This window comes from Paraburkholderia phymatum STM815, from assembly GCF_000020045.1.
GTDB classification, from domain to species: domain Bacteria; phylum Pseudomonadota; class Gammaproteobacteria; order Burkholderiales; family Burkholderiaceae; genus Paraburkholderia; species Paraburkholderia phymatum.
In genome coordinates this window covers 152,881-177,200 of record NC_010627.1, presented here as the reverse complement: position 1 = coordinate 177,200, position 24,320 = coordinate 152,881, and the positions used below count along the sequence as shown (strand labels likewise).

At 58.4% G+C, this 24,320-nt stretch carries 17 protein-coding genes and 6 pseudogenes; 12 read left to right on the top strand and 11 right to left on the bottom strand.

Annotated elements, in window-relative coordinates:
• Positions 1-43 precede the first annotated feature (43 nt).
• Positions 44-1,522, bottom strand: a complete 1,479-nt coding sequence (locus BPHY_RS36670) for an aldehyde dehydrogenase family protein (protein ID WP_012406533.1) — start codon at positions 1,520-1,522, stop codon at positions 44-46.
• Between the two features lie 390 nt (positions 1,523-1,912).
• Between BPHY_RS36670 and BPHY_RS42980 the strand changes: the two are divergent.
• Together BPHY_RS42980 and BPHY_RS40755 are read left to right on the top strand one after the other, a co-directional pair.
• Positions 1,913-2,120: pseudogene (locus tag BPHY_RS42980) on the top strand (hypothetical protein); the annotation flags it as partial.
• Between the two features lie 4 nt (positions 2,121-2,124).
• A pseudogene (locus BPHY_RS40755) lies at positions 2,125-2,332 on the top strand (transposase domain-containing protein); the annotation flags it as partial.
• A 1,495-nt stretch (positions 2,333-3,827) separates the two neighbouring features.
• Here BPHY_RS40755 and BPHY_RS41535 read toward each other — a convergent pair.
• Positions 3,828-4,108, bottom strand: a pseudogene (locus BPHY_RS41535) (IS3 family transposase); the annotation flags it as partial.
• Between the two features lie 820 nt (positions 4,109-4,928).
• Here BPHY_RS41535 and BPHY_RS36660 point away from each other — a divergent pair.
• The 4 genes and pseudogenes from BPHY_RS36660 to BPHY_RS36645 all read left to right on the top strand — a co-directional run.
• A pseudogene (locus BPHY_RS36660) lies at positions 4,929-5,192 on the top strand (transposase); the annotation flags it as partial.
• Positions 5,193-5,554: 362 nt separating this feature from the next.
• Positions 5,555-7,048 carry a group II intron reverse transcriptase/maturase gene (ltrA, locus tag BPHY_RS36655; protein WP_012406532.1) on the top strand — a complete coding sequence of 498 codons (1,494 nt, stop codon included), beginning with the start codon at positions 5,555-5,557 and terminating at the stop codon, positions 7,046-7,048.
• A gap of 58 nt (positions 7,049-7,106) precedes the next feature.
• A pseudogene (locus tag BPHY_RS36650) lies at positions 7,107-8,165 on the top strand (IS5 family transposase); the annotation flags it as partial.
• 60 nt (positions 8,166-8,225) lie between these two features.
• The gene (locus BPHY_RS36645; RefSeq protein WP_233445432.1) at positions 8,226-10,046 is read left to right on the top strand and encodes an alpha/beta fold hydrolase; all 1,821 of its coding nucleotides are present in this window, start codon (positions 8,226-8,228) and stop codon (positions 10,044-10,046) included.
• A 108-nt stretch (positions 10,047-10,154) separates the two neighbouring features.
• Here the strand turns inward: BPHY_RS36645 and BPHY_RS43635 are convergent.
• Positions 10,155-10,309 (bottom strand): annotated as a pseudogene (locus BPHY_RS43635) (IS6 family transposase); the annotation flags it as partial.
• Between the two features lie 95 nt (positions 10,310-10,404).
• The gene (locus BPHY_RS42320) at positions 10,405-10,593 is read right to left on the bottom strand and encodes a hypothetical protein (protein WP_041766561.1); all 189 of its coding nucleotides are present in this window, start codon (positions 10,591-10,593) and stop codon (positions 10,405-10,407) included.
• A 266-nt stretch (positions 10,594-10,859) separates the two neighbouring features.
• Between BPHY_RS42320 and gspD the strand changes: the two genes are divergently transcribed.
• Positions 10,860-13,013 carry a type II secretion system secretin GspD gene (gspD, locus tag BPHY_RS36635; protein ID WP_012406529.1) on the top strand — a complete coding sequence of 718 codons (2,154 nt, stop codon included), beginning with the start codon at positions 10,860-10,862 and terminating at the stop codon, positions 13,011-13,013.
• 551 nt (positions 13,014-13,564) lie between these two features.
• On the opposite strand, the gene BPHY_RS36630 is transcribed toward gspD, so the two are convergent.
• Positions 13,565-14,761, bottom strand: a complete 1,197-nt coding sequence (locus tag BPHY_RS36630; RefSeq protein WP_012406528.1) for a pectate lyase family protein — start codon at positions 14,759-14,761, stop codon at positions 13,565-13,567.
• 556 nt (positions 14,762-15,317) lie between these two features.
• Here BPHY_RS36630 and BPHY_RS36625 point away from each other — a divergent pair.
• On the top strand, positions 15,318-16,328 hold the full coding sequence (locus BPHY_RS36625) for a YecA/YgfB family protein (RefSeq protein ID WP_012406426.1): 1,011 nt from the start codon (positions 15,318-15,320) through the stop codon (positions 16,326-16,328).
• A 455-nt stretch (positions 16,329-16,783) separates the two neighbouring features.
• Here BPHY_RS36625 and BPHY_RS36620 read toward each other — a convergent pair whose 3' ends face one another.
• Both BPHY_RS36620 and BPHY_RS36615 read right to left on the bottom strand, forming a co-directional pair.
• Positions 16,784-17,239, bottom strand: a complete 456-nt coding sequence (locus BPHY_RS36620) for a hypothetical protein (RefSeq protein WP_012406527.1) — start codon at positions 17,237-17,239, stop codon at positions 16,784-16,786.
• A 95-nt stretch (positions 17,240-17,334) separates the two neighbouring features.
• Positions 17,335-18,276, bottom strand: coding sequence for a tyrosine-type recombinase/integrase (locus BPHY_RS36615; protein WP_012406526.1), 942 nt, complete (start codon positions 18,274-18,276; stop codon positions 17,335-17,337).
• A 212-nt stretch (positions 18,277-18,488) separates the two neighbouring features.
• Here BPHY_RS36615 and BPHY_RS36610 point away from each other — a divergent pair, with 212 nt between their 5' ends.
• On the top strand, positions 18,489-18,899 hold the full coding sequence (locus BPHY_RS36610; RefSeq protein ID WP_063713894.1) for a hypothetical protein: 411 nt from the start codon (positions 18,489-18,491) through the stop codon (positions 18,897-18,899).
• A gap of 89 nt (positions 18,900-18,988) precedes the next feature.
• Here the strand turns inward: BPHY_RS36610 and BPHY_RS36605 are convergent, their stop codons facing one another.
• Positions 18,989-19,588, bottom strand: coding sequence for a hypothetical protein (locus tag BPHY_RS36605; protein WP_041766560.1), 600 nt, complete (start codon positions 19,586-19,588; stop codon positions 18,989-18,991).
• A 45-nt stretch (positions 19,589-19,633) separates the two neighbouring features.
• A complete protein-coding gene (locus BPHY_RS42315; RefSeq protein WP_041766558.1) occupies positions 19,634-20,011 on the bottom strand; it encodes a hypothetical protein in 378 nt (125 codons plus the stop codon).
• A 556-nt stretch (positions 20,012-20,567) separates the two neighbouring features.
• Between BPHY_RS42315 and parS the strand changes: the two genes are divergently transcribed.
• The gene (parS, locus tag BPHY_RS36595; RefSeq protein ID WP_244257788.1) at positions 20,568-20,963 is read left to right on the top strand and encodes a type II RES/Xre toxin-antitoxin system antitoxin; all 396 of its coding nucleotides are present in this window, start codon (positions 20,568-20,570) and stop codon (positions 20,961-20,963) included.
• Positions 20,960-21,460 carry an RES family NAD+ phosphorylase gene (locus BPHY_RS36590; protein WP_012406521.1) on the top strand — a complete coding sequence of 167 codons (501 nt, stop codon included), beginning with the start codon at positions 20,960-20,962 and terminating at the stop codon, positions 21,458-21,460. Before parS ends, BPHY_RS36590 begins: the two co-directional genes overlap by 4 nt.
• Before the next feature lie 309 nt (positions 21,461-21,769).
• Here BPHY_RS36590 and BPHY_RS36585 read toward each other — a convergent pair whose 3' ends face one another.
• A complete protein-coding gene (locus tag BPHY_RS36585) occupies positions 21,770-22,213 on the bottom strand; it encodes an HU family DNA-binding protein (RefSeq protein WP_012406520.1) in 444 nt (147 codons plus the stop codon).
• Positions 22,214-22,690: 477 nt separating this feature from the next.
• Between BPHY_RS36585 and BPHY_RS36580 the strand changes: the two genes are divergently transcribed.
• The gene (locus tag BPHY_RS36580; RefSeq protein WP_012406519.1) at positions 22,691-23,455 is read left to right on the top strand and encodes an H-NS family nucleoid-associated regulatory protein; all 765 of its coding nucleotides are present in this window, start codon (positions 22,691-22,693) and stop codon (positions 23,453-23,455) included.
• Positions 23,456-23,867: 412 nt separating this feature from the next.
• On the opposite strand, the gene BPHY_RS36570 is transcribed toward BPHY_RS36580, so the two are convergent.
• Positions 23,868-24,071 carry a cold-shock protein gene (locus BPHY_RS36570; protein WP_012406518.1) on the bottom strand — a complete coding sequence of 68 codons (204 nt, stop codon included), beginning with the start codon at positions 24,069-24,071 and terminating at the stop codon, positions 23,868-23,870.
• Positions 24,072-24,320: the final 249 nt, after the last annotated feature.

Below are 24,320 nucleotides of genomic sequence, written 5' to 3'. Positions count from 1 at the left end.
CGCGCTCAACCAGCGCCTTGGATACCCCGAGGCCAATGAGCCTTCATGCCCCGCTACAGTTTGCGCGCACGTCACCGCGCGTGCCGGGTCCCGCCTGATCGTCATAGCCGACGATAGCCTTCACTTCGAGAAACGCCTCCAGACCCCACTCGCCATATTCACGGCCGTTTCCCGATCGCTTATAACCGCCGAACGGCGAGCCCGCGTCCCACGCCGGATAGTTCAGATAGACGCTGCCCGCGCGCAGCCGGAACGCCACACGCCGGGCGCGCGCCGGATCCGCGGATTGAACGTATGCAGCAAGTCCAAACGGTGTATCGTTGGCAATCGCGATCGCGTCTTCCTCGTCGCGATACGGCATGATGGCGAGCACTGGACCGAAAATCTCTTCTCGTGCAATCGTCATCGAAGGGTCGACGTTTGCGAATACCGTGGGCCGCGCATAGTAGCCGCGCGTCAGCCCATCGGGACGTTCGGGCCCGCCGGCTGCGAGCAGTGCGCCTTCCTCGATGCCCTTTTTGATCAGCTGTTGCACGCGTGTATATTGCACGTCGCTCACCACAGGGCCCATCATGGTGCGGTCGTCGTTCGCGGGACCCACACAGTGAGAGGCCGCCGCATGCTGTGCAATGCGCACGGCCTCGTCGTGCCGCGCTGCGGGCACCAGCATGCGTGTCGGCGCGTTACACGACTGGCCGCTGTTGCCAAAGCACTCATAGACGCCCGAGGTGACGGCGGCTTCCAGGTCCACATCGTCGAGAAGAATGTTTGCGGACTTACCGCCGAGTTCCTGATGCACGCGCTTGACGGTCGGCGCCGCGAGCTTCGCGATTTCCACTCCCGCCCGCGTCGACCCGGTGAACGACACCATGTCGACGTCCGGATGACTGCAGAGCGCCGCGCCCACAGTCGGGCCGTCGCCGTTCACGAGATTGAACACGCCCGGCGGCACGCCCGCGGCATCGAGAATCTCGGCGAACAGCACGGCGTTCAGCGGCGAGATCTCGCTCGGCTTGAGCACCATCGTGCAGCCGGCGGCAATCGCGGGGGCGACCTTGCAGACAATCTGATTGATCGGCCAGTTCCATGGCGTGATGAGCGCGGCCACGCCGACTGGCTCGTAATTGACAAGAGTCGTGCCCTTCTTGCGCTGCCACGCGAAGCGCTCGCAGGTACACAGGAGTTCTTCGAGGTGACGTCTGCCGAGCGCGGCCTGCCATGTATGCGAAAGCATTTTCGGCGCGCCGATCTCGCGCGAAATGATATCGGCCATCTCGTCGTAACGCGCCGTATAAGCATCGAGTATGCGGCGAATCAGTGCGACGCGCTGGGTCAGCGGCGTCAGCGAAAACGCCGCGAATGCGCGCTTTGCGGCTGTCACCGCGCGCTCCACGTCGTCGGCGTTGCCGAGCGCGATCTGCGCGAATGCCTCTTCCGTGCAGGGATCGACAACGGCGAGGTGCGCGTCGCCCGACGGCGCGACCCAGATGCCGTCGATGTAAAACTTCTGTGCATTCAACATCCGCTTCTCAGTCAGAGAGTGTTTCAAGAAGAACTGCCGGGATTGTTAATCCAGTGCCAAACCCGTTAGCTTCGACCGCAGCCTCTCCAGGGTGAGCTGGGTAGCCGGGCGTATTGATGCATGGCTCCCGGATTTCGTCGTCTGCGCATATGGTTTGAAAGACGCGTCGACATTTACAATGGAGTGCTGACGATAGGATGCCACCTAGTTTGCCGGTTGACATCTTCAATGTTCCGAAGAGTCTTTTGAAATGTCCTCCATGGCATGCAAATTATTCGGAAGGAGCGTGTAAAAATCAAAACAAACAGCACACCCGAGTCGCCTAATGTGCAGTATAGCGAAAGGGTTTTTTTGCGCCTTTGATCGCCATCAATGCATGACTAGGTTTTACTGAATACATCGTCGGCGCTTCCCCTCCCCGAGTTACGTCTCTACATAAAACTAGAAACGTGCATTGAAGCGACCATTCATCAGCTCGGGTACCCGACGAAGAACTCTCTGAAGTCCTGGCATCACGAATATGAAAAATGTCATGATCTGCGGTCGGGCTACGTGCGTTCGAAGCCGAAGTACTCTTCCGAACAGAAGAAGGCGGCCGTTGACTGGAAAATCAGATCCGTCCCTGGGCCATCAATCGGCCGAACTGGCTGCGGGTTCGCTGCGCGCCGGGCAACGTGCCGCTGCAATCATGAGCCTGATTCGAACCGCGCAGCTCAATGGCCATGATCCCTGGTCTATCTGAAAGACGTGCTCAATCGATTGCCCACTCAACGAGCCGACGACATCGCTCAGTTACTACCGCATCGCTGAGCACCCGCCGTTGACTGATCGCCGCTAGCCAGCTCGCTCCCGTGCCTTCACCGGGCGCTTACGCAAGTTCGGCAGTTTGTGGATCTAACGGCGTGAATGACTATGTCGCTAAAGGTCATTAATCGTTTCGTCCAGCGCGTTATTGTCGAATGGCTGCACTCTGCTCACCGAGCGCTTGTGCCTGCTTCGGCCAACCGGCTCGCTTATCGAATTGATGCGCACAGGGCGGACCTAACCGGTCATCGCAACAGTCGCCGCCTTAATCCGCCATCGTCGCGGCAATCCATGGTGTTGGACATCCAACATTGTCGGATGTGCAACACCAATCCGACAACCGACACTTGGCAGAAAATCCCACAAGTGTTTTGGAGGGTGGACGGCCATCAACCAGCCCGATCAGCAATGCGTCGGAAGATCCTCTCCTGTGTCTCGTGGCCCTGGCCCAACTATTGCGTCTGCAGTCGCGGGGCAATCGAAGCGGAAGGTAATGAAGCGTGAACACGAAACCAAACTCTCACGAACCACAGGCAAGACCCGCAAGAAATGACAGTCGACATGTTATCGCGGCGTCCACTGAATGTGCCGCGCTACGCGTCATCACCGAACCGCCGCTCTGGATCAGCAGTTCTATTCCGTTTCCTGAACAGGAAATTTTTTCGTGCGTTGCGGTGCAGCCCGACGAACGATGTATCTCACAAAGAAAGAGTAATCGTGCTCAATCCACAATCACGAATTGAGTCAGAGCCATTAAATGAAACATCTATTCTCTGTTACGGCTAATTGAACTTTCCTCGTGTCGCAAAAGCGCTTAAACTGACATCGTCTCCGATGAAACCGATCATGCGCTGTGCGGCTTTCCACGATTGCTCGTTCGTCGCCGATGATCTGAAAGACTTCCCGCGAACTCGATATTGCTTTTTTATCGGGTAAGCGCTGTTTTGCCGTTTCGGAAGCGTGTCAGGAACTCGGTCTCATAGGCCCGGGAAGAAATGCGCGGCTGGCACCGCGAGATATGGCGCCGTTGCGCGATGTGGTCACCCGGTGGGCTCACTTTCGCATCGGCATATCAAGGTGCGATCTCGTTATGAGCAGTTGCGTTTGATTTGCGACGTGCCAGTGCCGCCGCATCTCTCGCGGTTACCGGTGCTAATACGAATGGTAACCGATGGACTTGGCCGCTGCGTTCAGGTCCGCATGAAATGCGGTACATCCAGAAAAGCGTGTTTGCTGACTCATCTGAGTATTACATCGATATACTAAATTAGTGGGAAATATGCTATACATTGTCGCACAGGACTGCAGCATTAGAACCGAACGTGCCTGAATATTAGGCGAGAGCTGGAAGAAGGTTGCATGTGCTTTTCGATAGCTTAAGCCGGACCAGCGGCGCATCAAGGATATGGAGCGGGAGGTCGTGAAACTGCGGGAGACCAAAGATTCTGCGCAAGGCGCCCGCATATTTTGCGCAGGCGGAGCTCGACCGCTGACAGAAATGATGACCATTATTGACGATCTCTGTGATGGTGAGACGCACGCCCGCATATTTGTCAGCGACAAGCAGTCGCGCCCGATGGTAGAAGTAGGAACTACGTGCAAGACCTAGAACGGCGAACAGTGCTGGGATCGCATAGGTTTGTCTCAGGGCATCAATCAGCATCGACTTCTCCCGGCTGCTCAGGAGCTGCAGGTCGACGACCGGGTCTTTTTTAACAGTTCGTTGGCCTTCTTTAGCAGGTCGTGTTCGAGTTGCAACTGCCGCATGTCGCGTTGAAGCGATTAGACTTTACGATCCAGTTCTGCTCGAATAATGAGCTACCCGGCTATCTCGAGCTTGATTTCGTCGAGCATTGTGGTGGCACCAAGATCGACGGCGACTTCGTGCATAGTTTCGTGATGACAGATATCGCGACCCGCCGAATGCCTGGCCATGCCACATCGAAGCCGTGCACTCGTTGCCGAGCATATCGAACGGGTTAGCCGAGTCGTGCCATTTCCGCTACGCGGCCTCGATTGTGACAACGATTCTGGCTTCATGAATGAGACCGTCTTTGAATTCTGCAGACGATGGGTATTGAGCTGACACGTTCACACGTGCGTGCAAGAAAAGTGATCAGGCGTGGGGCGAGCAAAAGAATAGATCAGTCGTGCGTCGCCTCGTGAGATATCGTAGCTTGCGATGTAAGTTATCCTCATTGTAAAGGGGATTTGCTCGGCCTAGTTTCTACTATCGGCGACACAGCTTCGCCTCACGTGTGATGTACAGGTGCTGCCTGTAGCTCATTCGTGATATGAAGTCCATATTGTTTAAGTCGAAATAAAATATATTTATATCGATCTTAAAAGGCTAAAAATGAATTTACTGTTCCGCATCTAACCATTGACATGAATCAATTTAATTGTCCGATTCAAGGTTAAAAATACGATGGTACTTTTACCCTGATTGAGAGGCGATGTTAGCTTTGGAAGACTAATGAGTTGGGCCTGAACAATCCGAAAAGCCTTGTGCGGTGAACCCATTCGGCAGAAATGGCATTGTGGGAATTGCAGGGACCTGGCATATTCATGCATAAATCCTGCAAATCCTGGCGAGGTGCGGATGGGTCCCAAGACGCCTGTGACAGAGGGAGATTTCTTCCGGCAGCCGCTGCGTGAACAGATCAATCTGAAGCATCCGCTGGTTCGCCTGGCCGACCTGATCAAGTGGGATCAGCTGGGCGCATCGATGAGCGAGAGCTTCGTGTCGCGCAAGGGACGACCCGCGACTTCCCCCAGACTGATTGCTGGCCTGCTGTATCTGCAACACGCGTTCGACCTGTCTGACGAAGAGGTCGTGTGGCAATGGGTGGAGAACCCCTACTGGGTGCGCCGGGAGACCGGCAAGGTGTAGGTGGTGTGAGTCCACTACGATGAAGGCATAGCGAGCCACATCGCCCCCGAGCCGTGCGCGGGCATCCGCGAGGAGGTCAGCGAAGCGTCGGCAGGGGAATGTGTAGGCCAGCCATGGAGCCACGAAATGGTTTATATCCCGGATGCCGACGCGCTCCAGTACGTGGAAGGCAATACGAGCGGGCGCGACATCGCGAGTGCCTGCCGATCCGGCGTGGTCGTAGAACCTGGCATGCACGCAAGCGCCTTGCACGGGAACCGGGAGATCTCACGTCTGACCTGGCGTTGTAGCGGTATTGGCCAGGTCCGCGTCGGGAAGGTGAGGAGCCGAAGCCGATGATGTACGGACGTGAGAAGTCAGACTCCGCCGTAGTAGCGAAAAAGCCTGCGAACAAGGTCGGGAAACCGGCTGCGGAGTGGGTGGAGCCAAGGGCGGGGACCGAGGGAAACGCGAACCAGAATCGCACGCGCCGGGCGCAGAACCGGGGAAGCGTGTCACAGGGACTGGATCGCGTACGGCAGTTGGCGAGACAGCATAAGAAGATGCGTTTCACGACGTTGCTGCACCACGTCACAGTCGAGCGGCTGAGCGCTGCGTTCTATGCGCTCAAACGTAAGGCGGCGCCGGGAGTTGACGGCATGACGTGGCAAAGCTATGAAGCGGGACTGGAGAGCAATCTCCGGGACCTGCACAAGCGGGTTCACACAGGGAGCTACCGTGCCCTGCCAGTGCTGCGCCGTTATATACCCAAGGGCGACGGAGGTCTCAGGCCGCTGGGTATAGCTGCACTGGAAGACAAGCTTGTGCAGAGCGTAATGGTTGATGTTCTGAACGCCATTTATGAGGAAGACTTCCTCGGCTTCTCGTACGGGTTTCGCCCGGGTCGTAACCAGCATGATGCGCTCGACGCATTGGCTGCCGCGATTCAGTGGCGACCGGTGAACTGGATTCTGGACGCCGACATTCGAAGCTTTTTCGACACCGTCAACAGGCAATGGTTGATCCGTTTCGTGAAGCATCGGGTGGCGGACCCGAGAGTCATTCGCCTGATCGGCAAATGGCTCGATGCTGGGGTGCTGGACAATGGCCGGCTGATGTCGGTACAGGCCGGTACGCCCCAGGGTTCGGTGATCTCCCCACTACTCGCCAATATCTATCTGCACTATGTCTTTGATTTGTGGATAGAGCGATGGCGGCGTCAGCGGGCCCGCGGCACGGTGATTGTGTCGCGCTACGCGGACGATACGGTGGTGGGCTTCCAGTACGAAGCAGATGCGTTGCTGCTGCTGAAGGACCTGCGGCAACGCATGGAGGAATTCGACCTCACGCTGCACCCGGAGAAGACCCGTCTGCTGGAGTTTGGGCGGTATGCCGCCGAGCGGCGAAGGCGTAAGGGCATGGGGAAGCCGGAGACGTTTGCTTATCTGGGTTTTACCCACATAAGTGGGACGTCACTCAACGGCAGTTTCCAGCTCAAACGCAAGAGCCGCAAGGACCGGCTGCGCGCGAAGCTCAAGCAGGTCAAGGAGCAAATGCGCCTGCGTATGCACGAGCCGATCGCCTCACAAGGGCGATGGCTGGCGCAGATCGTTCGGGGCTACTTTGCGTACCATGCCGTTCCGACCAATATCCGGTCGCTGCGTGCGTTCAGGCACGGCATTATGAACATCTGGCGGCGGACGCTCCGGCGTCGCAGTCAGAAGGACACGATGACGTGGCAGCGTATTCAGCGGCTGGCAGACGAGTGGTTGCCTCAACCGCAGATTCTTCATGCCTGGCCAGATCGCCGATTTGCCGTCAATCACCCGAGGTGGGAGCCGAATGCCTGAATTGGGCACGTTCGGATCTATGCGGGGGGTGTCGGGTAACTGGCATTCCTACCGCAATCAGGTTTTTACGGGCGAAACGTACCTGCAGACTGAGCCGCCGATCGACCCCTCGAGCCTGACGCGCTGGCGCAAGCGGCTCGGGGAGGCGGGAGTCGAAGAACTGCTGGCCGAGACAATCGAGGCCGCAAAGCGTGCCGGTGTAATCAAGGCTGCGAGCGTGAAACGCGTAATCGTCGATACGACAGTCATGCAGAAGGCGATCGCGCATCCCACCGATTCTCGCCTGCTCGAGCGATGTCGCGAACATCTGGTGAAGGCCGCAGCGCGTCACGGCCTGAAACTGCGGCAGAACTACAACCGCGAGGCGCCACACCTGGCACGTCAGATTGGCCGATACGCCCATGCCAAGCAGTACAAACGGATGAAGAAGGTGTTGCGTACGTTGCGCTCGCGCGTGGGTCGGGTGATGCGTGACGTGGAGCGGCAGATCGATGCGGTGTCCGACGGCAGTCGCCCGGCCCTGCAAGAACTGATTGGCCGCACGAAGCGGATCCTGTCGCAAAAGGCCAAGGACAAAAACAAGCTCTACGCACTGCATGCGCCAGAGGTGGAGTGCCTGGCCAAAGGCAAGGCGCGCACGCCGTATGAGTTTGGGGTGAAAGTGTCGATCACGACGACGCACAAGGAAGGTCTGGTCGTTGGAATGCGCTCGATGCCCGGCAATCCCTACGACGGGCACACACTTGCAGAAGCGCTCGAGCAGGCGGCGATCCTGAGCGACGTCACGCCGGAAATCGCCGTCGTCGACCGTGGCTACAAGGGTGTTGCTGTCGACGGCGTGAAGATCTACCACCCCGGTTTGCGACGAGGCATCACACGCGGATTACGCGCGATGATCAGACGGCGCAGTGCAATCGAACCAGCTATCGGCCACATGAAGACAGACGGGAAGCTCGACCGGAACTGGCTCAAGGGGAAACTAGGCGACGCGATGCACGCCGTGCTGTGTGGTGCAGGTCACAACCTGCGGATGATCCTCAGGAAGCTGCGGCTTTTTTGCACCCTCGTTCTTCTCGCGTTGTTCGCTCCTGTCGTTCAGACAACGCCCGTCGTCTGACGCCGACGACAGACAAAACGCTTTATTCAGGGCCGACTAATGATTGATCGGATAGCGAAAGTGCTGAAGACAGCAAGACACATTGGAATTTTCGGGATTTCTCTGATTGCAGTCGGGTTCTATGGTTGCGGTGGCTCGGACGGTAGCTCACGCGCCGATGCCACGCCCGCGTCGGGTGATTCAGGCGTCGATGCCGCGCTCGCGCCGTACTATAAGCAGGCAATATCTTGGCACGCCTGCAGCTCCGACACTTTTCAGGATCTCGACAGCGACTTGCTGAATCAGCTATCGAGCAGGGCTGGATGTGCAACGGTAAAGGTGCCGCTGGATTACGATGATGTTTCCAAGGGCAGCGCCGGCATTGGCGTCCTGAGAGTGAATGCAGGCAAGCCTGCGAGCCGGCTGGGCGCCATATGGATGAATCCAGGTGGACCAGGTGAGAGCGGGCTGAATATGCCTTTGGGCGTGTCGAAGCTATGGCTTCTTGGAAATTCGGCAAATCCTGTAGGTCAAAAGTTGTTGCAGCTGTCGGATGCCTACGACCTGATCGGATTTGATCCACGAGGTGTGGGCTCCAGTATCCAGTTGGTATGCAACTCTAATGCTACCCGGAGATTTATCCCTTTCACCGACCGTTCTGCCGCCGCAAACAGCGCACAGATGATTGATGGCCGCGAGGTCGCCTCCGCTTGTGGTGGCACGCCTCTGACCTCATACATCAATACCGAATACACGGCCCGAGACATGGAGGTTATACGTGTGACACTGGGATACGACAAGTTGAACTACTATGGTACGTCATACGGGACGGCTCTCGGGGGCCGCTATGCCAGCCTGTTTCCTGATCGTACCGGTCGTATGATACTTGATAGCGTCGTGGATATTACTCTTCCATTGGCCGAGACTTCCCCCGCCCAGGCTCCTGCATTCCAAAAGATACTGGATGAGATCGTTGCCCCCTATGTCGCTGCCCGTAACGACGTACTCGGCTTGGGCTCGAACGCGGACGACGTCAAAAAGATCGCCAGGAGCGGTCTTGCGTGGCTCACAAGCTGGCTTGGCGAGACCATGTCTCGTTCGCTGTATGCTCAATGGCAGATAGATGACGTCGTCGCAGATTTGGCGGTGGCCAAGGGAATAAACAAGGTACTTACGGCGAATCCAATGATTTCCTCCGATGCCCTCCAACGCGAGATAGCCTTGCTGCATTTCTTTCCACAAGAGAGTGAGGACGCAGAAGCTACCGCGCAAAAGAAAGCTAAGGACGCGGTTAGCACATACGCTGCCGCAGTTTCCGGGACGACACAATCTGTGCATCTCGACGGCACGGACGGCACGTACTGGTCCGTCGTCTGCAATGATGGAGCCCTGATCCACCCCAGCGAGAAGTACTGGACCGACCTCGGAAATGCGCTTGCGCAGTCTGCGCCGCTTATTGGTGGTATGTATTCGGATCTGCCGTGTCTGTACTGGCCGTTCAGTGCGCGAAAGCCGCCATCGTTTGTTCGTGCCGCGATGCTATCGTTCCTCCTGCTGCAGGACGAAAACGATGGCCCCACCCCTCTGTCGGGAGCGCGCGCGACTGCCGCCGTATTGAAAAATTCACGGCTTGTGGTTCAGAGCACGACGTACGACCATGGAGTTGCGTTCACCCGCAGCGAATGCGTTAGCGGTTACATGGCAGACTACCTGCTGCAAGGCACATTACCTAACGAGGGCACCATGTGTGCAGGAAGCGGCCTGTCCACATCGACATCAACTACCACTATAAACAGCAAACGTGCCGTTGGCGCCAGAGCAGAAGAGTACCGAACGGATATGTACACCGATGATGTCGAGGCAGAAAAGACTCTGCAGAAGCTGCGAAAGATGATCAGATAGCGTTCCGATGGGATGTGTCGCGATGGTGTAATCAGAACGAGTAAGCCCTGTTACGATGGGGAGATTCATCGTGCTAACGGGTCGACCAGAATCGTTGGATCCGGAACCACGGATCGTTTCGTACGTGGCCACGACACCCCACTCGCGAGCAACAATTGCTCGATGTCGCGCGGGCTCAGGTTGAACCGGAAGTACCAGCGAACGGCGCAGCTAATAACGACAGCGTAGCGGTGGCCATGATAAGGCGATTCGGTCTTCTTCATTGCTTCATTCTACCGACACCTCTCCTGCAACCTGACAGTGCCGCCTGAACATCCCGCGCCGGTATTTCCGATCGGCTCCGCGCTCGGCTGGGCCCCTACATCGTGATGATGAAGCGGATCGGCACGCTGTTCGATGGCTCGTAGGGGCTCTCGACGTCGCTGATGGCTACGTCGGCCCGCTCGGTCCGCGCGTGCTTGCCGTCACTGAAAAGATCCCCGGCCTCGAGCCGTACTTCTTCGAGATGGGGCACGTGGTTGAGGCAGCGCCCGACGAACGCGACCAAGCACGGCTCGCCGGCGTTCCTGCTCCATAGGATCTAACACCGTCTAGGCGCGTATGTCGAAACCCTCGCGTTCGAACATTAATTTTTCGATGTCGCGAAAACTCAACTGAGACTGAAAAATCCGACGCGCAGCGTCCCGGCTTCTTAATCTACTCATTTTTAGGCAACCACCGCGGCAACGTGACAATGCGCCTGTAAGCGCTGCGCGCGTGGAATCGACTGCCGCCGAATCGGCATTCACTCTATACCTCAAGAGAACAAATCGTATGGCTTTACTTCGCATGGCAACGGCGTTGCTGCTGGCTGGACTGATCACCGCGCACACTGCATACGCACAGGTGACGCTCAATTTCGTCAACGCCGACATCGACCAGGTCGCCAAGGCGATTGGCGCGGCGACGGGCAAGACGATCATCGTCGACCCGCGCGTGAAAGGGCAGCTGAATCTCGTCTCCGAGAACCCGGTTCCGGAGGACCAGGCGTTGAAGACCTTGCAGTCCGCGTTGCGGATGCAGGGCTTTTCGCTGGTGCAGGATCACGGCGTGCTTAAGGTCGTGCCCGAAGCGGACGCGAAACTGCAAGGCGTGCCGACTTACGTCGGCAATGCGCCCGCGGCGCGCGGCGATCAGGTCGTCACGCAGGTCTTTCAGCTGAAGAACGAATCGGCGAACAACCTGCTGCCCGTGCTGCGTCCGCTCATCTCGCCGAACAACACGGTTGCGGCCTATCCGCCGAACAACACGATCGTTGTCACCGACTACGCTGATAACGTGCGCCGCATCGCGCAGATCATCGCGGGCGTCGATACGGCGGCCGGCCAGCAGGTGCAGGTCGTCCAGCTGAAGAACGCGAACGCGATCGACGTCGCGACGCAGATGTCGAAGATGCTCGACCCCGGCTCGATCGGCAATACGGACGCGACGCTGAAAGTCTCCGTGCAGGCCGATCCGCGCACGAATTCGCTGATGCTGCGTGCGTCGAACGCAGCGCGCCTCGCGGCGGCGAAGTCGCTTGCGAAGCAACTGGATGCTGCAACGGGGCAGCCCGGCAACATCCACGTCGTGCAGCTGCGCAACGCGGACGCCGTGCGCCTCGGGAAGACGCTGCGCGGCATGCTCGGCAAGGGCGGCAACGAATCGACGTCGTCGAGCGGCGGCAACGCAGCGAACACGTTCAACCAGGGCAACACGAGCTCGTCGACGGGCACGTCGGGCCAGCCTCCGCTGCCGGGCGGCTCGCTCGGCGGTTCGTCGTCCTCGTCGATGGGCAGCAATCCGCTCGGCGGCGGCAGCAACGAAGAGAACCAGCCCGGCGGCATGATCCAGGCCGATGCGGCGACGAACTCGCTGATCATCACCGCGTCCGACCCCGTCTACCGCAATCTTCGCAGCGTGATCGACCAGCTCGACTCGCGTCGCGCGCAGGTGTATATCGAGGCGCTGATCGTCGAACTGTCGGCGACGTCGAGCGCGAATCTCGGCATCCAGTGGCAGGGCGCGCTGCTGTCGAACGGCGGCAACAACGGTCTTTACGGCAGTTCGAACTTCAATTCGAACGGCAGCCAGGGCATCGTGAACCTGACCGCGCAGGGCGCGATCATCGCGAACAACCCGGCCGCGGCGCTCGCGACGACGGGCACGAACCTGCTGAACAACGGCCTGAACGTCGGCCTGCTGCACCGCTTCGGCAATGTGTTCGGTCTGGGCGGCCTGCTGCAGGCGCTGTCGCAATCGAGCGATGCGAACATCCTGTCGACGCCTAATCTGATCACGCTCGACAACGAGGAAGCGAAGATCGTCGTCGGCTCGAACGTGCCTGTCGTCACGGGTTCGTACGCGACGCCGACTGCGAACGCCGCGACATCCGTGACCGCGTTCAACACGTTCGACCGTCAGGACGTCGGTATCGTGCTGCACGTGAAGCCGCAGATCACCGACGGCGGCATCATCAAGCTGCAAATCTATTCGGAGGATTCGTCCGTCGATCCGACGTCGACAAACAATCCGGGCGGCGTGACGATCATCAAGCGTTCGGTGCAGTCGACGGTGCTGTCCGACGATGGCGAGATCATCGTGCTCGGCGGCCTGATGCAGGACAACTACTCGAACGGCAACAGCAAGGTGCCGCTGCTTGGCGACGTCCCGTGGATCGGCCAACTGTTCCGTTCGGAGGAGAAGAGCCGCACGAAGACGAATTTGATGGTGTTCCTGCGTCCCGTCATCATCAACGATTGGGATACGGCGCAGGCTGTCACGTCGAACCGCTACGACTATATCCAAGGTGTGCAGGGCGCGTACCATCAGGACAACAACCTGATGAAGGACAACGACGATCCGATGGTGCCGCCGAAGCCGGTCGGCCCGAGTCAGGGCGGTTCGACCCTGAATCTGTTCGATCTCGACCAGATGCGCCGCAACTAGGCCGACGGCTTTGTCATGTTGATAGAATGCGAGCTGATCGACGATTCAGACGGGATTCGGCCGGACCTGAACGATGTTCGCGTTAGAGCTGGCGGGGCATCGTGCCCGACGCGCCCCTGATCTCGAAGGCCATTGGCGGCGGCTTTCCGCTGCCCGAAGTGCTGTATCAGGAAAGCGACATCAGGTAGCCGACGATCTCCAACGGGGACTGCGGCGACATACGACCATCTGGAAGCTTCTCGACAACTACTACGTCATCGCGACGAGGTTCGACGCGCCCGACATTGAAGCCTTGCGGTCAAAGTAAGACCAGAGGGCCGGCGGAGCAATTACGGACCCACCAGCGGGGCTTCGACCGGCCTAAATACGGAGAAACGCGCTCCCGTCAGCACATATCGACCGTTGCGTGTTGCACGGCGGGGAATCCCGATCTGCGAACGAATATTGCGGCGCCCCGCGATACGTCGCTGGCGACCATCGGCCTTTACTGACGTCGATGCCCGTGAGACAAATCCAACAGCCACGCGCAGTCGTCCTGTTCATGCCTGCCACTAGCGAGGACCGAAGGTCTGCACGGCTTTGAGAATAGATGAGGCTGTCCCGGCCCGATACGCGTAACCGACTGGCGCGAGCGAAAAAGCCTCGCCCTTTACCGATCTGCCGGTGGTCTGGTCGTACCGGTTTGCGTTCTCATGGAAGGCGTAGACGTCGTCCGGCGAATCCAGGCCAATCTGAATGCTCTGGTTTGTCCTGAAAAAATAGTTGTTTTCCGAATAGACAACGCCGCCGCTGCCAATCTGCAGGGCGTTGTACTGGGTCTCGTCTGAGCCAGCAGCCGTGAGGCCAGTGGGTGTCGCCCCGTTATCGAAATAGTTGTCGTAGGCGTGAATCCAGCCCCGCAGCAGCGGACGTCCCTTTAGGTTCGGGCCGAACTGGTTGTGGTGCAACGTGACATGCAGCCTGCTCCCTCCATATGCATAGGAATCCTGCCTGTTTGCGCCTACCAGCATCGCCAGACGTTCATTGGCCAGGTCCTGGTTCTTGCCCGCCCAGTTCCACATAGGATCGGGGTGCATCGTCAGCCATTCGCTGGTGAAATAGAACCGGCTATAGGAAACCGTCACCTTATCTGATGACAGTGTCACGCTCATTAGGTCGTCGCTCGTATCGTAGAAGGCACAATGATCGACCCACGCATTGGTGACCCGTCGAAGCGACACGCCTTCATAATTGATACCGGCGTTGCTGGATGTGCCGTAGACTTGGGCGGGCAGGGCCTGAAGATCCCGGATAACGCCATGAAAAGTGATGTTCCTGATCACGACATTCTGGATGTTCTTGCCTGCCGGCAGCATTTCGCCGTCAAATTTGAGCTGGATATTTTGCAGCACGGCACTGCCTCCACTGGCGCCTTCGATCGTGGTGTTGTTCCAGTCCGTGCTCGCGAAGGTGACGGTCGTCAGTCGCGGACCGCCGTAAATTTCGCCCTTGACAAGGATGTGGTGCTGTCGCGTATTAAATGCGGCCAGCAGATCAGCGAGGCTGGCAACCATGACGGCGGAATCGTCTGACCCAGTCGCCGTTGCGAACCCGCCGGTGTTCGTCGGCGGGTGCGCGGTGATTGCTGCCTGACTGGCCCGCGAGCCTGTCGCTGCTGAGGAATCTGGCACAGAAGACGCACCATGCGCGCTACCACGAGCGCACAGTAGATTTGCGATTAATATTGTCATGAGTAGCCGCCAGTTCATTCATTTCTTCCAGTCGGTGCACGCCCGCATCAGGCCGCGCAATCTGATGCGCGCATCGGCGACGTGAATGTTAACGCAGCTCTGCGCGCGCTCAGGATTGTGACGGCGGGCAGTCATGCCCGTGAGCGCGGATTGGCAAACGCTCATAGGTATTAAGGATCCTTGTGTAATATTTTTGGCTTGCCATGGTCTGCGTATTCGGCGTGCATGGCGGACACTGACGGAGCATCCGGGAAAGAGGATCGAAGCCGGTGACCAGCATCGGCATATTATAGGTGCCGGAACAATGGGGAGGCGCTTTCGCGAAACTCGAGTTTCTCCAGCAAACGCGTCCCAAACGATAGCGATAGCAAGAGTTAGCGATATGCACGCGAAAAAATTCATCGTCTTCCGACCGGTATTCCAATTTGCGCATCGCCCCGTCGGGTAAAATGTTGGCGCACCCGGCGCCCGCCGAAATGGTTGCGTGCAAGCGCTGCATCGAGTTGCATGTCGGCGATAGTGACATACACAGGCGATCAGCATCGCGTCCACCGTGTACCACCGTGGGAATATCATGAATCTCGATCCCGAATTCGACGATCCGCTGACTGATGAAGAGTTTGGTGTGCTGGAACGCTTTCTTTCGAGCGATGCCGTTTGCGACGATGCGATGGATGCCGTCATGTTGCACGGCTTTCTGACCGCCGTCATCTCCGGACCGAACATGGTCATGCCGGGCGCGGTGCTTCCGTGGATCTGGGATGCGCGGCACGCAACACGTCAGCCCAGATTTTTATCAGCCGGTCGGGCACGCAAGATTACCGGACTGATCATTCAATACTGGAACGACATCAACAACGCCCTGAATCACTGTCCCGATCTGTTCGGACCTCCGCTGCACACGACCAAGTGGCAGGGTGAAGAGATTCTCGTGCTCGACGAGTGGTGCGAGGGCTATTGCAAAGGCATCGACATCGATCGGGAGGCCTGGGAGCTGCTGATCGAACGACACCCCGAGTGGTTCAATGTCATCCTGCTGTTTGGAACAGCCTCCGGATACCAGGCACTGGGGCAGCGGGATTACACCGTCGAGCAACGTCGGTCATTCGCAAACCTGCTCACGGCCGCAGCGCTCAATATCCATCGATACTGGGGTGAGGAGCGCAGAAAACTGATGGAACAGGGCGAGCGGCCGAACATGATCCCAGCGGTTTCAAAGCCGAAAGACAGGACGGGCAAGCATGCCGGACGCAGCGATCTGGATGCGCAAGACGGGACCGAGTCCGAAGACCTGTTCCTTGTCGATTCGCTCGGCCGGACGACGGAAGACGCGTTTCACCCGCTTGCATTGTCCCCGCTGTCTACGCGCGTCACTCGCGAAGGCACGTCTGTCGATGTGCACGTCTATCGGGCCGGAAACGACAGCCGCGATGGCTGGCTTCTGGAAGTCATCGACTCGCACGGAACATCAACAGTCTGGGACGACCCGTTTCCGACCGACGGAGCCGCGCTGGCAGAAGCGTTGAACACGATCAGCTCGCATGGCATTGCATCGGTAACGGCAGAGCACGTGACGAAGCACTGACCGCTCTTGAACCGTCTTGCGCCCTGAGTAGAGGTCCGGTCGCCGCAGCCCGCGGGTCAAACCTTGTGCGGCACGGACACAAGCGTCACCCGGCAATGCCGTACAACATGCCGGCGGAAGCCAGCACCATGATCAGGAATAGCAGTTCTTCCCCAGGCGCAAGATATTACGTGATCTGCACGCAAGGCTATTTGCCGCCTGCAATCGAAGCTGTTACTTCCCCATCGACCATCCATGCCTTTGACCGATAGCGATTGTCTCGCGCCCAAAATCACACCGGCAGGCCATCTCCTTGCAGCGCCGGACGTCGATGCGCCTCCCTTGCCAGATGACGTTGCGCTAGGCGCTTCCTTCAGGCGCGGCACGGGTCATGGGCTACTCTATCTGGGGAGCGCAACCGCTCGCCCACAGCGACTCCCACCGACCGACGGCGTGTTGAGGAAGCCGGGGGCTGTTCATCGCAGCATTCTCGCAACAACGTCGCTTGCTGGCCTTCCGCCGTCGTGGTCGACGTAAAACGCGACCGAGCCGCCAACCACGTCGATAGAGCGGATGTGGATCGGCTGGTCGGAGGTGCCCGGGGGACGCGGTGCGCGACCGCCGTGGCCCTTCAACTCCAGCGCGTTGTAGGTGATGGGGTAGTCGGTCAATTGCGCGCCGGTTTGAACCACGAGCCGGATGCAGTCGTGACGCACGCCCGTCAGTTCGCCGTCGATGATCCTGTTCAGGATCACGTCGATTGCCGTGGGAAGGTCTGTGCTTTCCGGCTGGATCGGCTCGTCAGCAACGAGATGAACGATCGCGCGCACAAGTCGCGAGGCCTTTGCGAGCACGATGCGGTAGCGCGTGGCGCGCGGCTCCCGGTTCTGCGCTGGATAGATGATGTCCCTGAAGGCGCTTTTGTAGATCATGACTGAAACCCCGTATGTGTGGCCGCACCCCTGTACGGCTCACTCACCAGGCTACGCGTCGCTGGCCAAAGTCAAGGCGGCGGTTCGCGCGACAGCTAGGCAGTGTCGGCCGTCCGGTCGTCGTCATCGCCGGGGTCAAGGATGGTTTCCCGTAACCGCGTGGCCGTCCTGCGGCTCGACAGGCCCAACAGGTTGCTCACCTGTTCGTTGGTCTTCCCTTCCAGCAGGTGCCTGCGTCCATACGTGTTGCGTAGCAGTCGGGGGCTCTCGTCGTCGGCCGTCGCGCCGACGAGTCGCAGTGCTGCCTGCACACACTGTCCGAGGGTGCCTGGCTTCATCGACTTCCCGCTCGCCGTCGCCATGAACAACAGACCATCGTTGACGGCCTGTCCCTCACGCGCCTTAGCGTAGGCGCGCAGCAGCTCAACTCCGAACGCGTCAATGGGCACGCGGCGCGCGATACGTGGCCCGCGTTTTTTGACGAACACGCTGGGTCGCGTGCCTACCTCAAGATCGCCAACGGTGAGCGCGGTCAGTTCAGCGGCAGTGATGCCGGTGCCAAGCAGGGCCGCGACGATTGCACGGTTGCGCATCTCCTTGAACGACTCGAAGTCCACTACGCGGCAAAGCTCCTGCAATCGCGCATCCTCATCCGGCCACAGGAAAACCGGCACCGGCTCGTCCTCCGGCCAGTGTTCTTGCGGAAGCAGGCTTGCGGCCGGGTTGTCGGTGCGCAGGCCGAGCATAGAGAGGTGGCGCGAGAGTCGGTCGAGCAGTTTGAGGTAGCGCAGGCGCGTCGATGTTCCCGGCGCGCAGTCGCGATTCAGATCGGCGAAAAAGCCGTCGATATGGTCAGTGCCGAACTCCGTCACCGCGACGCTGTGGCTTGTCAGATAGCGATGGAAGCGGGCAAACATCGCGCGGTGCTGAACGATGGAGCGCTCGGCAAACGCCCGCCTGTCCGCACCGGTGGCTTCTGCATGCTGCCATTCAGCGTAGGCTGTTTCGGGACCGGTCCGCCACAGGTCTGCATTCATAAAATGTATATACTGAAATAGCGCCTTCACCATCATAACGAAGCTGTCGCTTCGCCGAAACCGCGCCATCAGGGGCATGGGGTCGCTGCAAGGCGGGTGAGGGGAGACGGTTATTCATCTGCGGGCATTGCCGAGAAAGGCATATGCGGCCTATCGTACAGATCGCCACGCAATGTCAAGGCGCGGTGGGGCGCCCGAAACATGAGACCTCTATGAGCGAACTATCACAGCGGTGCCGCAAGCTGCTGTACCGAATGATGTGGCAGACGCCTGATGGAATTGTCGACGCGTTCGCGCTATGCGCGACGCGCGAGGATGCGCGGCGGTTTTTCTGCTCGGCGATATCGTTTATATCGGGCATCCATCAGGACGAGCTTGAACTGTTCAGCCTCGAGTCCTTTGACGATCTCGTGAATGCGGGCGTGAGCGAGGACGAAGACATGCGCATCTTCGAGACGCAATGGAACGGCGCCCATGTCGTCGGTTGGACAACGCAGCCGCTCTTCCTGACGCCGGATCCAACGTTGATCGCCAGGTGGGCAGACCTGCGGGCCGAACTGGCAGCCGCTCGGACCAACTCGGTCATCTCACGCATCAGCGGGCATGGATGCTTGGGGCCATAAACGGAGATCGGCGGGAAGCCAATGGACAATGAAATCGTCGCTGGAGCGAGTCCAACGCGTTAGCGGAACAGATGTTTCGGACGTAGGCACTACAGGGAGGGGTTCACAACCCAGCCGTCGTTTGTCAGTTCGACGTATAGCTCGCTGTGGTACTGATCGTTTTCTGTCTCAATCAGATCGGGGTGTAGTGTTCGAAGCACTGCCTCATCGTCCCAACGCGGACGATCAACGAGCTTCGCCTCATACTTGATATTAACCCTGTCGCCCACGTGAGGGTTTTCGGCCGACGACGCATAGGTGATTGCGAGAAGCTTGGCTTTGCCCCCACAGATTTTCGAGTTCTTTGCCGGATCTGCTCGACGGTAAGCTTTTTTGCCTTCGTCGGTCAGCGCATAGTGGAAGCCAGGGAGCAGCATGTGCGCCGAGCCGTCATCCTGCACATGTGTCGGTTCTTTGGTAAGAAGACCGGTCTTCACCAAAGGCTCGGCAATCAGCGCCTGACTCGAATGTTCGGCCGCATCGAACGGAACTGCGCCGGCCAACATGCACACCGCGTCCTTGCCGTCGAAGTAGGTCTGCACGGCCTTCGCGTAGTTTTCTTTCGTTGGCGACGACTTGCCGTCACAGGCGGCTAGGGAAATACTCACAAGCAATGCGGCAAGGGCGCAGGAGATTTTCGACGACTTCATACGTTGCATATTCGACATTGAATTGTAGGGGGCTGATACCTGTGCTTAGTCAGCGTCCGGCAGCATGCGACGATGTTCCGGCGTGACTCGCGAGGCCTTGCCGGGACGCTGCGACGAGCGTTGTGCAATTCGAGCAGTCCCGATCGTACGCACATCGAAGCCTATCTCGCCAGCTGCTCTGACGGCGGCATCGAGAGTCTTGAAGTGACGCACCTTGTGAGTATCAAGCTCGCGAGCGGTGCGCAACTGGATCTGCGTCTGGCGACCTTGCCGACCGACGACGAGCAGCGTAAGCACCCAGTGATCGTCGCCAACGTTAGTCGCGAAGAAATCATCTACCATCCCGGCGCGAAAGAACGTCTTGGCCTGTGCTGGCGTCCACGTCTCGAATTCCTGATCGAACAACTCGCCCGATGTGACCATAAGACCTGTCTCCCCGAATCCCTGCCGAAGTGTACCAAGAGGTTTTCGAAAAACGTCGTGACGAATCCAGATAAGCTGGCGGTTGTCACGCAAACGGCTGCTTTCCTGACGAACGACGGATGGCAGGCAACGAACTGATCCTGACGGCGAGATAGAACGCTCCGATCGTCGCGGTGCGACTAACCGGACCTGACACTTGCCAACGCCAATCCAAGCCTGTCTTATACAAGTACCCCGCGTTCGACGAGTTCGCGCGATCTTCAGTCCTATCCAACGCTCTCTTAAGAAATTTCTACGTAGAAATAAAATGAACGATCGTTCCATAACTCTAATGCATTTCTGTGCCATCCAGACGCCCCTCTGCAAACGTGTTGGACGCCTTCCGCCACTTGGCGTATAATATCGCGACACGTGGCGGAAAGGAGTGGGAATGGAACCGATAACGCGACAGTTCGGGAACGGCACGCCGTTTCGCAGTCTTCTGCAAGCGTTGCAGACGCGAATTACGTCGTACGGGACGTACATCGGCAGCAGTGAAAGGACTCTAACCGTGGGGATGACGAAGGTCACCGATATGACGCCGTTGCAGGCACATGACATTGTGACGCACGGCTTGCCGGTTGTCCTTGCGCGGGAAATGATGGACGCGTACGAAGTCATCGCGCGTGAAGCGCTGCTTCAGGCGATCGGTGTGAGTGAACGCACTCTGCAGCGCGGCAGGGATGAAGACCGCCTGCTTGATAGCAACGCGACCGATCGCCTTATCCGGCTCGCGTCAATCACGGAACAGGCAATCGACGTTCTGGGATCGAAGGATGCCGCGGAGCACTGGCTTTCCACGCCCGCCATTGGACTGGACCAGCGCCGACCAATCGATCTGCTGCAAAGCTCGGAAGGTGCAGAACTCGTAAAAACGCTGCTCATCCGGATGGATTATGGGGTGTACTCTTGACGCCCTTGCCGACAAACCTCGGCACGAGCACGTTGAGCGTATGGAGACTTGAACGGGAGAAACATTTTCCGACGTGGTTTACGGCCGAGGGTGCGTTCTTGGCGGGTGGCCGATGGTCTTCGCCCGGGCAGAGGATAATCTATGCCTCGTTAGATCCGTCGACCACCATTCTTGAAGTGGCCGTGCATAAGGGCTTCAACGTGCTGGATAGCGTTCCACACAGGCTGCTGGAAATCAGCATCGCCGCCGTGTCCATCGAAGTCGTGCGGCCATCAGATGTGCCTAATCCGCACTGGTTGAATCCAGGCGCTGTCAGTCCGAACCAACAAAAATTTGGAGATGCACTGCTTGCCTCGCATCCCTTTGTGATTCTGCCGAGCGCAGTCAGCAAGCATTCGTGGAATCTACTGATCAACACATCGACGGCGACTAAATATTTTAATCTCAAGAACGATGAACGATTCGCGCTCGATCCCCGCCTGACATCCATCAGATAACCTTCGGTTTTTCAGTGGTAGTGCCCTTCACACCAAAGACGAAATTATGAAACGCTATATGAGGTGGTGCCCTTGATTTCAGCGCGAATTTCCGGCTAGAGCGATCGAGTCTACACGCGGCATTGCGAGCTGCCCCCAATAAATATTGCCTCAAAATCAGATCGCGGGCGAGAAGCGGAAGTGAGGGAACTCGCGATCGCTGACACGCCAGACGGGTAAGTCGCCGCCATGTGCAGATGAAACCAACGGGCGCCCTGCCGGGAGCCCGTACAGGCACTGTCGTCCCTCACACAGTTGTAACGACTCGACTCAGGCGGCTGCGTCTTTTAGTTTTTTCAGCGCACGCGCCTTGATGCGTACCGTGGCAGGTTTCGCATCGAACCAGCGCTCCTCGCCGGTGAATGGATCCTTGCCGAAGCGCTTCTTCTTCGCCGGCACTTGCTGAACGGTGATCTTCAGCAGGCCCGACAGCGTGAATTCACCAGCCCCTTTCTTGTGAACCGAGCCGAGAATGGTGTCTTCCAGCGCCGCGAGTATCGCCTTCGCAGCTTTGGGCTCAACGTTGGCCGCTTGCGCAACGTGATTGGCAAGCGCAGACTTTGTGAACGTTTCTTTCACAGGCGTGCCAGCCGCCAGCTTCTTCGCCGTACCGTTCGCAGCCTTTGCCGGTGCTGTCTTGGCAGCTTTGGGTGCCGCTTTCGTTGCGGCCGCCTTTGCGGTCTTGATTGCTGTCTTCGTTGCAGTCTTTGCCATAGTCTTGTATGACTCACTTTCGAATTAGGAAGTGCTCGTCCTTGTTTATGCGACAAGCACGGTAATTCTATGACGTCCGTGATGTCGCGTGTCAGAAAAAAGCCTTAAAACAGGCACCGAATGAGTTTTCCGCAACTCAACTGCTGGTCGTTCGACCAAAAATCGAGGCTCACGAGATATTGCCGATGAAGAGATATTGCAGAAAGGTGAGTCTTTTCGGGATGCCTGGGATTGCTTCCGAATTTGGGTTGACCAGAAGACGAGGGGACCTCGCAGATCAAGCACAGCTGAACCGAATAATCCAGGCGCGTCAGTATTTTGATGGTCACACCCAATGTCGCCTGCCAACGACCTCTATGCGCAACGATTGTCCCCCACGCAGGCATCGACTACATGGGCGCTTTCGCACCGCTCGATAGCTTATTTCTGTTGTCATGTGGCATAGTGCGGCCACTGCCAACAAAAAGGGGAGGAAATATGGCCACACTGGAAAACTTGCAGGCAAAGATCGCGAAACTTCAGGCGCAAGCGGCGGCAATTGCCAAAAAGGACTCGTCTGCCGTCATCGCGAAAATCCGCGACTTGATGGATAAGCATGGCCTGACCACTGCCGACATTGATGCGCACATCGGCGGCGCTACAAAGCGTGGTCGCAAGCCGGGCGCCGCGTCTGCGGCAAAGAAAGCGGTTCCGATGGCCAAATACCGAGACCCGAAAACTGGGGCAACCTGGACTGGTCACGGTCGCGCGCCGGCGTGGATTGCCAACGCGAAGGACCGCAGCAAGTATCTGGTTGCCAGCGGTTCCGTCGCGCCCGGTTCTGCCACCACGAAGCCGGCGAAGTCTGGTAACTACGTTCGCGGCGTCCAGCCGGCCCTCTACGCTGACGTCAAGACTGGCGCTACGTGGAGTGGTCGTGGTCGCGCTCCCGCGTGGATTGCGGGTGCCCGGGACCGTAGCAAGTTCTTGATTGCAGGGATGGGACAGGCCAAGGCAGAGGCGAATGCTGTTGGAGGGAAGAAAGCAGCGCCGACGAAAAAAGCGGCCGTGAAGAAAGCCACGGCGAAGAAGGGTGCCGCGGTCGCGAAGAAAGCGAAGACGACTGCTGCCCCGACGAAGACGTCCGTAGTCAGGAAGGCAGCGAAAAAAGCAGTCGCCAGAAGGGCCCCTGTAAGCCCGGTCGCTGGCAGGACTGCGCTCGACGTGGCTTCAGAAGGCAGTGGCGTGACGGCCTCGGCCTGACTGACGTTAGATTCAAATGCCGGTTGACCAGGCGACGTCACGCGAGACCGATGCGTCGCTTGACCCATCGTCACTCGCGTGTGCACCGTCACCGGCGACCGGTCTGTGCAGTTGTAACCACCGCTCCGGCGCAACGGACCAGCAGCATGGGGGAAGCGATCGACGTCGGCGGCCGCCCCTTTACGATCTCAGGCGATATCGCCTCGAGACCAGTCTCGGCCGGTTCTCCGCAGCCCCATTTGTCGCTGGTGGTCGGTGAGAGCAGGACGTCTTCGTCCTGCTCGAACAACAAATCGGGCGCCTCGAGCGAAGGGCCGTCACGTGGTAGCGAATTTTCGGTATCTGCCCGCGAGTAGCGGGATTCGCAGACCCGCGCGGGGCGGATTACGCGCCAGGATGACGTGCGTCGCGATTACACAGGCTTGATATTTGCAGCCTGCTTGCCCTTCGGTCCCATCTTCACGTCGAAGCTTACTTTTTGGTTTTCCTGCAATGACTTGAAGCCTTCAGTCTTGATTTCCGAGAAGTGGGCGAACAGGTCTTCCCCGCCGTCGTCCGGAGTGATGAAACCAAAGCCCTTCGCATCGTTAAACCATTTCACTGTACCAGTTGCCATTTTTGAACCTGTAGATGTTGAAAACCGCATTCGCGAACGCGGTACGGCACCCGGCGGCCGCCCGCGACGGAAGACTTTTTACCACGCCGTGAGGAGAGCCGCCAGTCAGCAGGTCCACTAACAGCACACGGCCTGCTTTCCGGCGGCTGGCCCGAATTGGCTCAGGCGCTGGCTGTCCTGACCGAAGGCTGCATCGGCTCAGCGACGAATCCGTCGTCGATCGGCGAGCACCCTCTCGGGCCGGTCGCG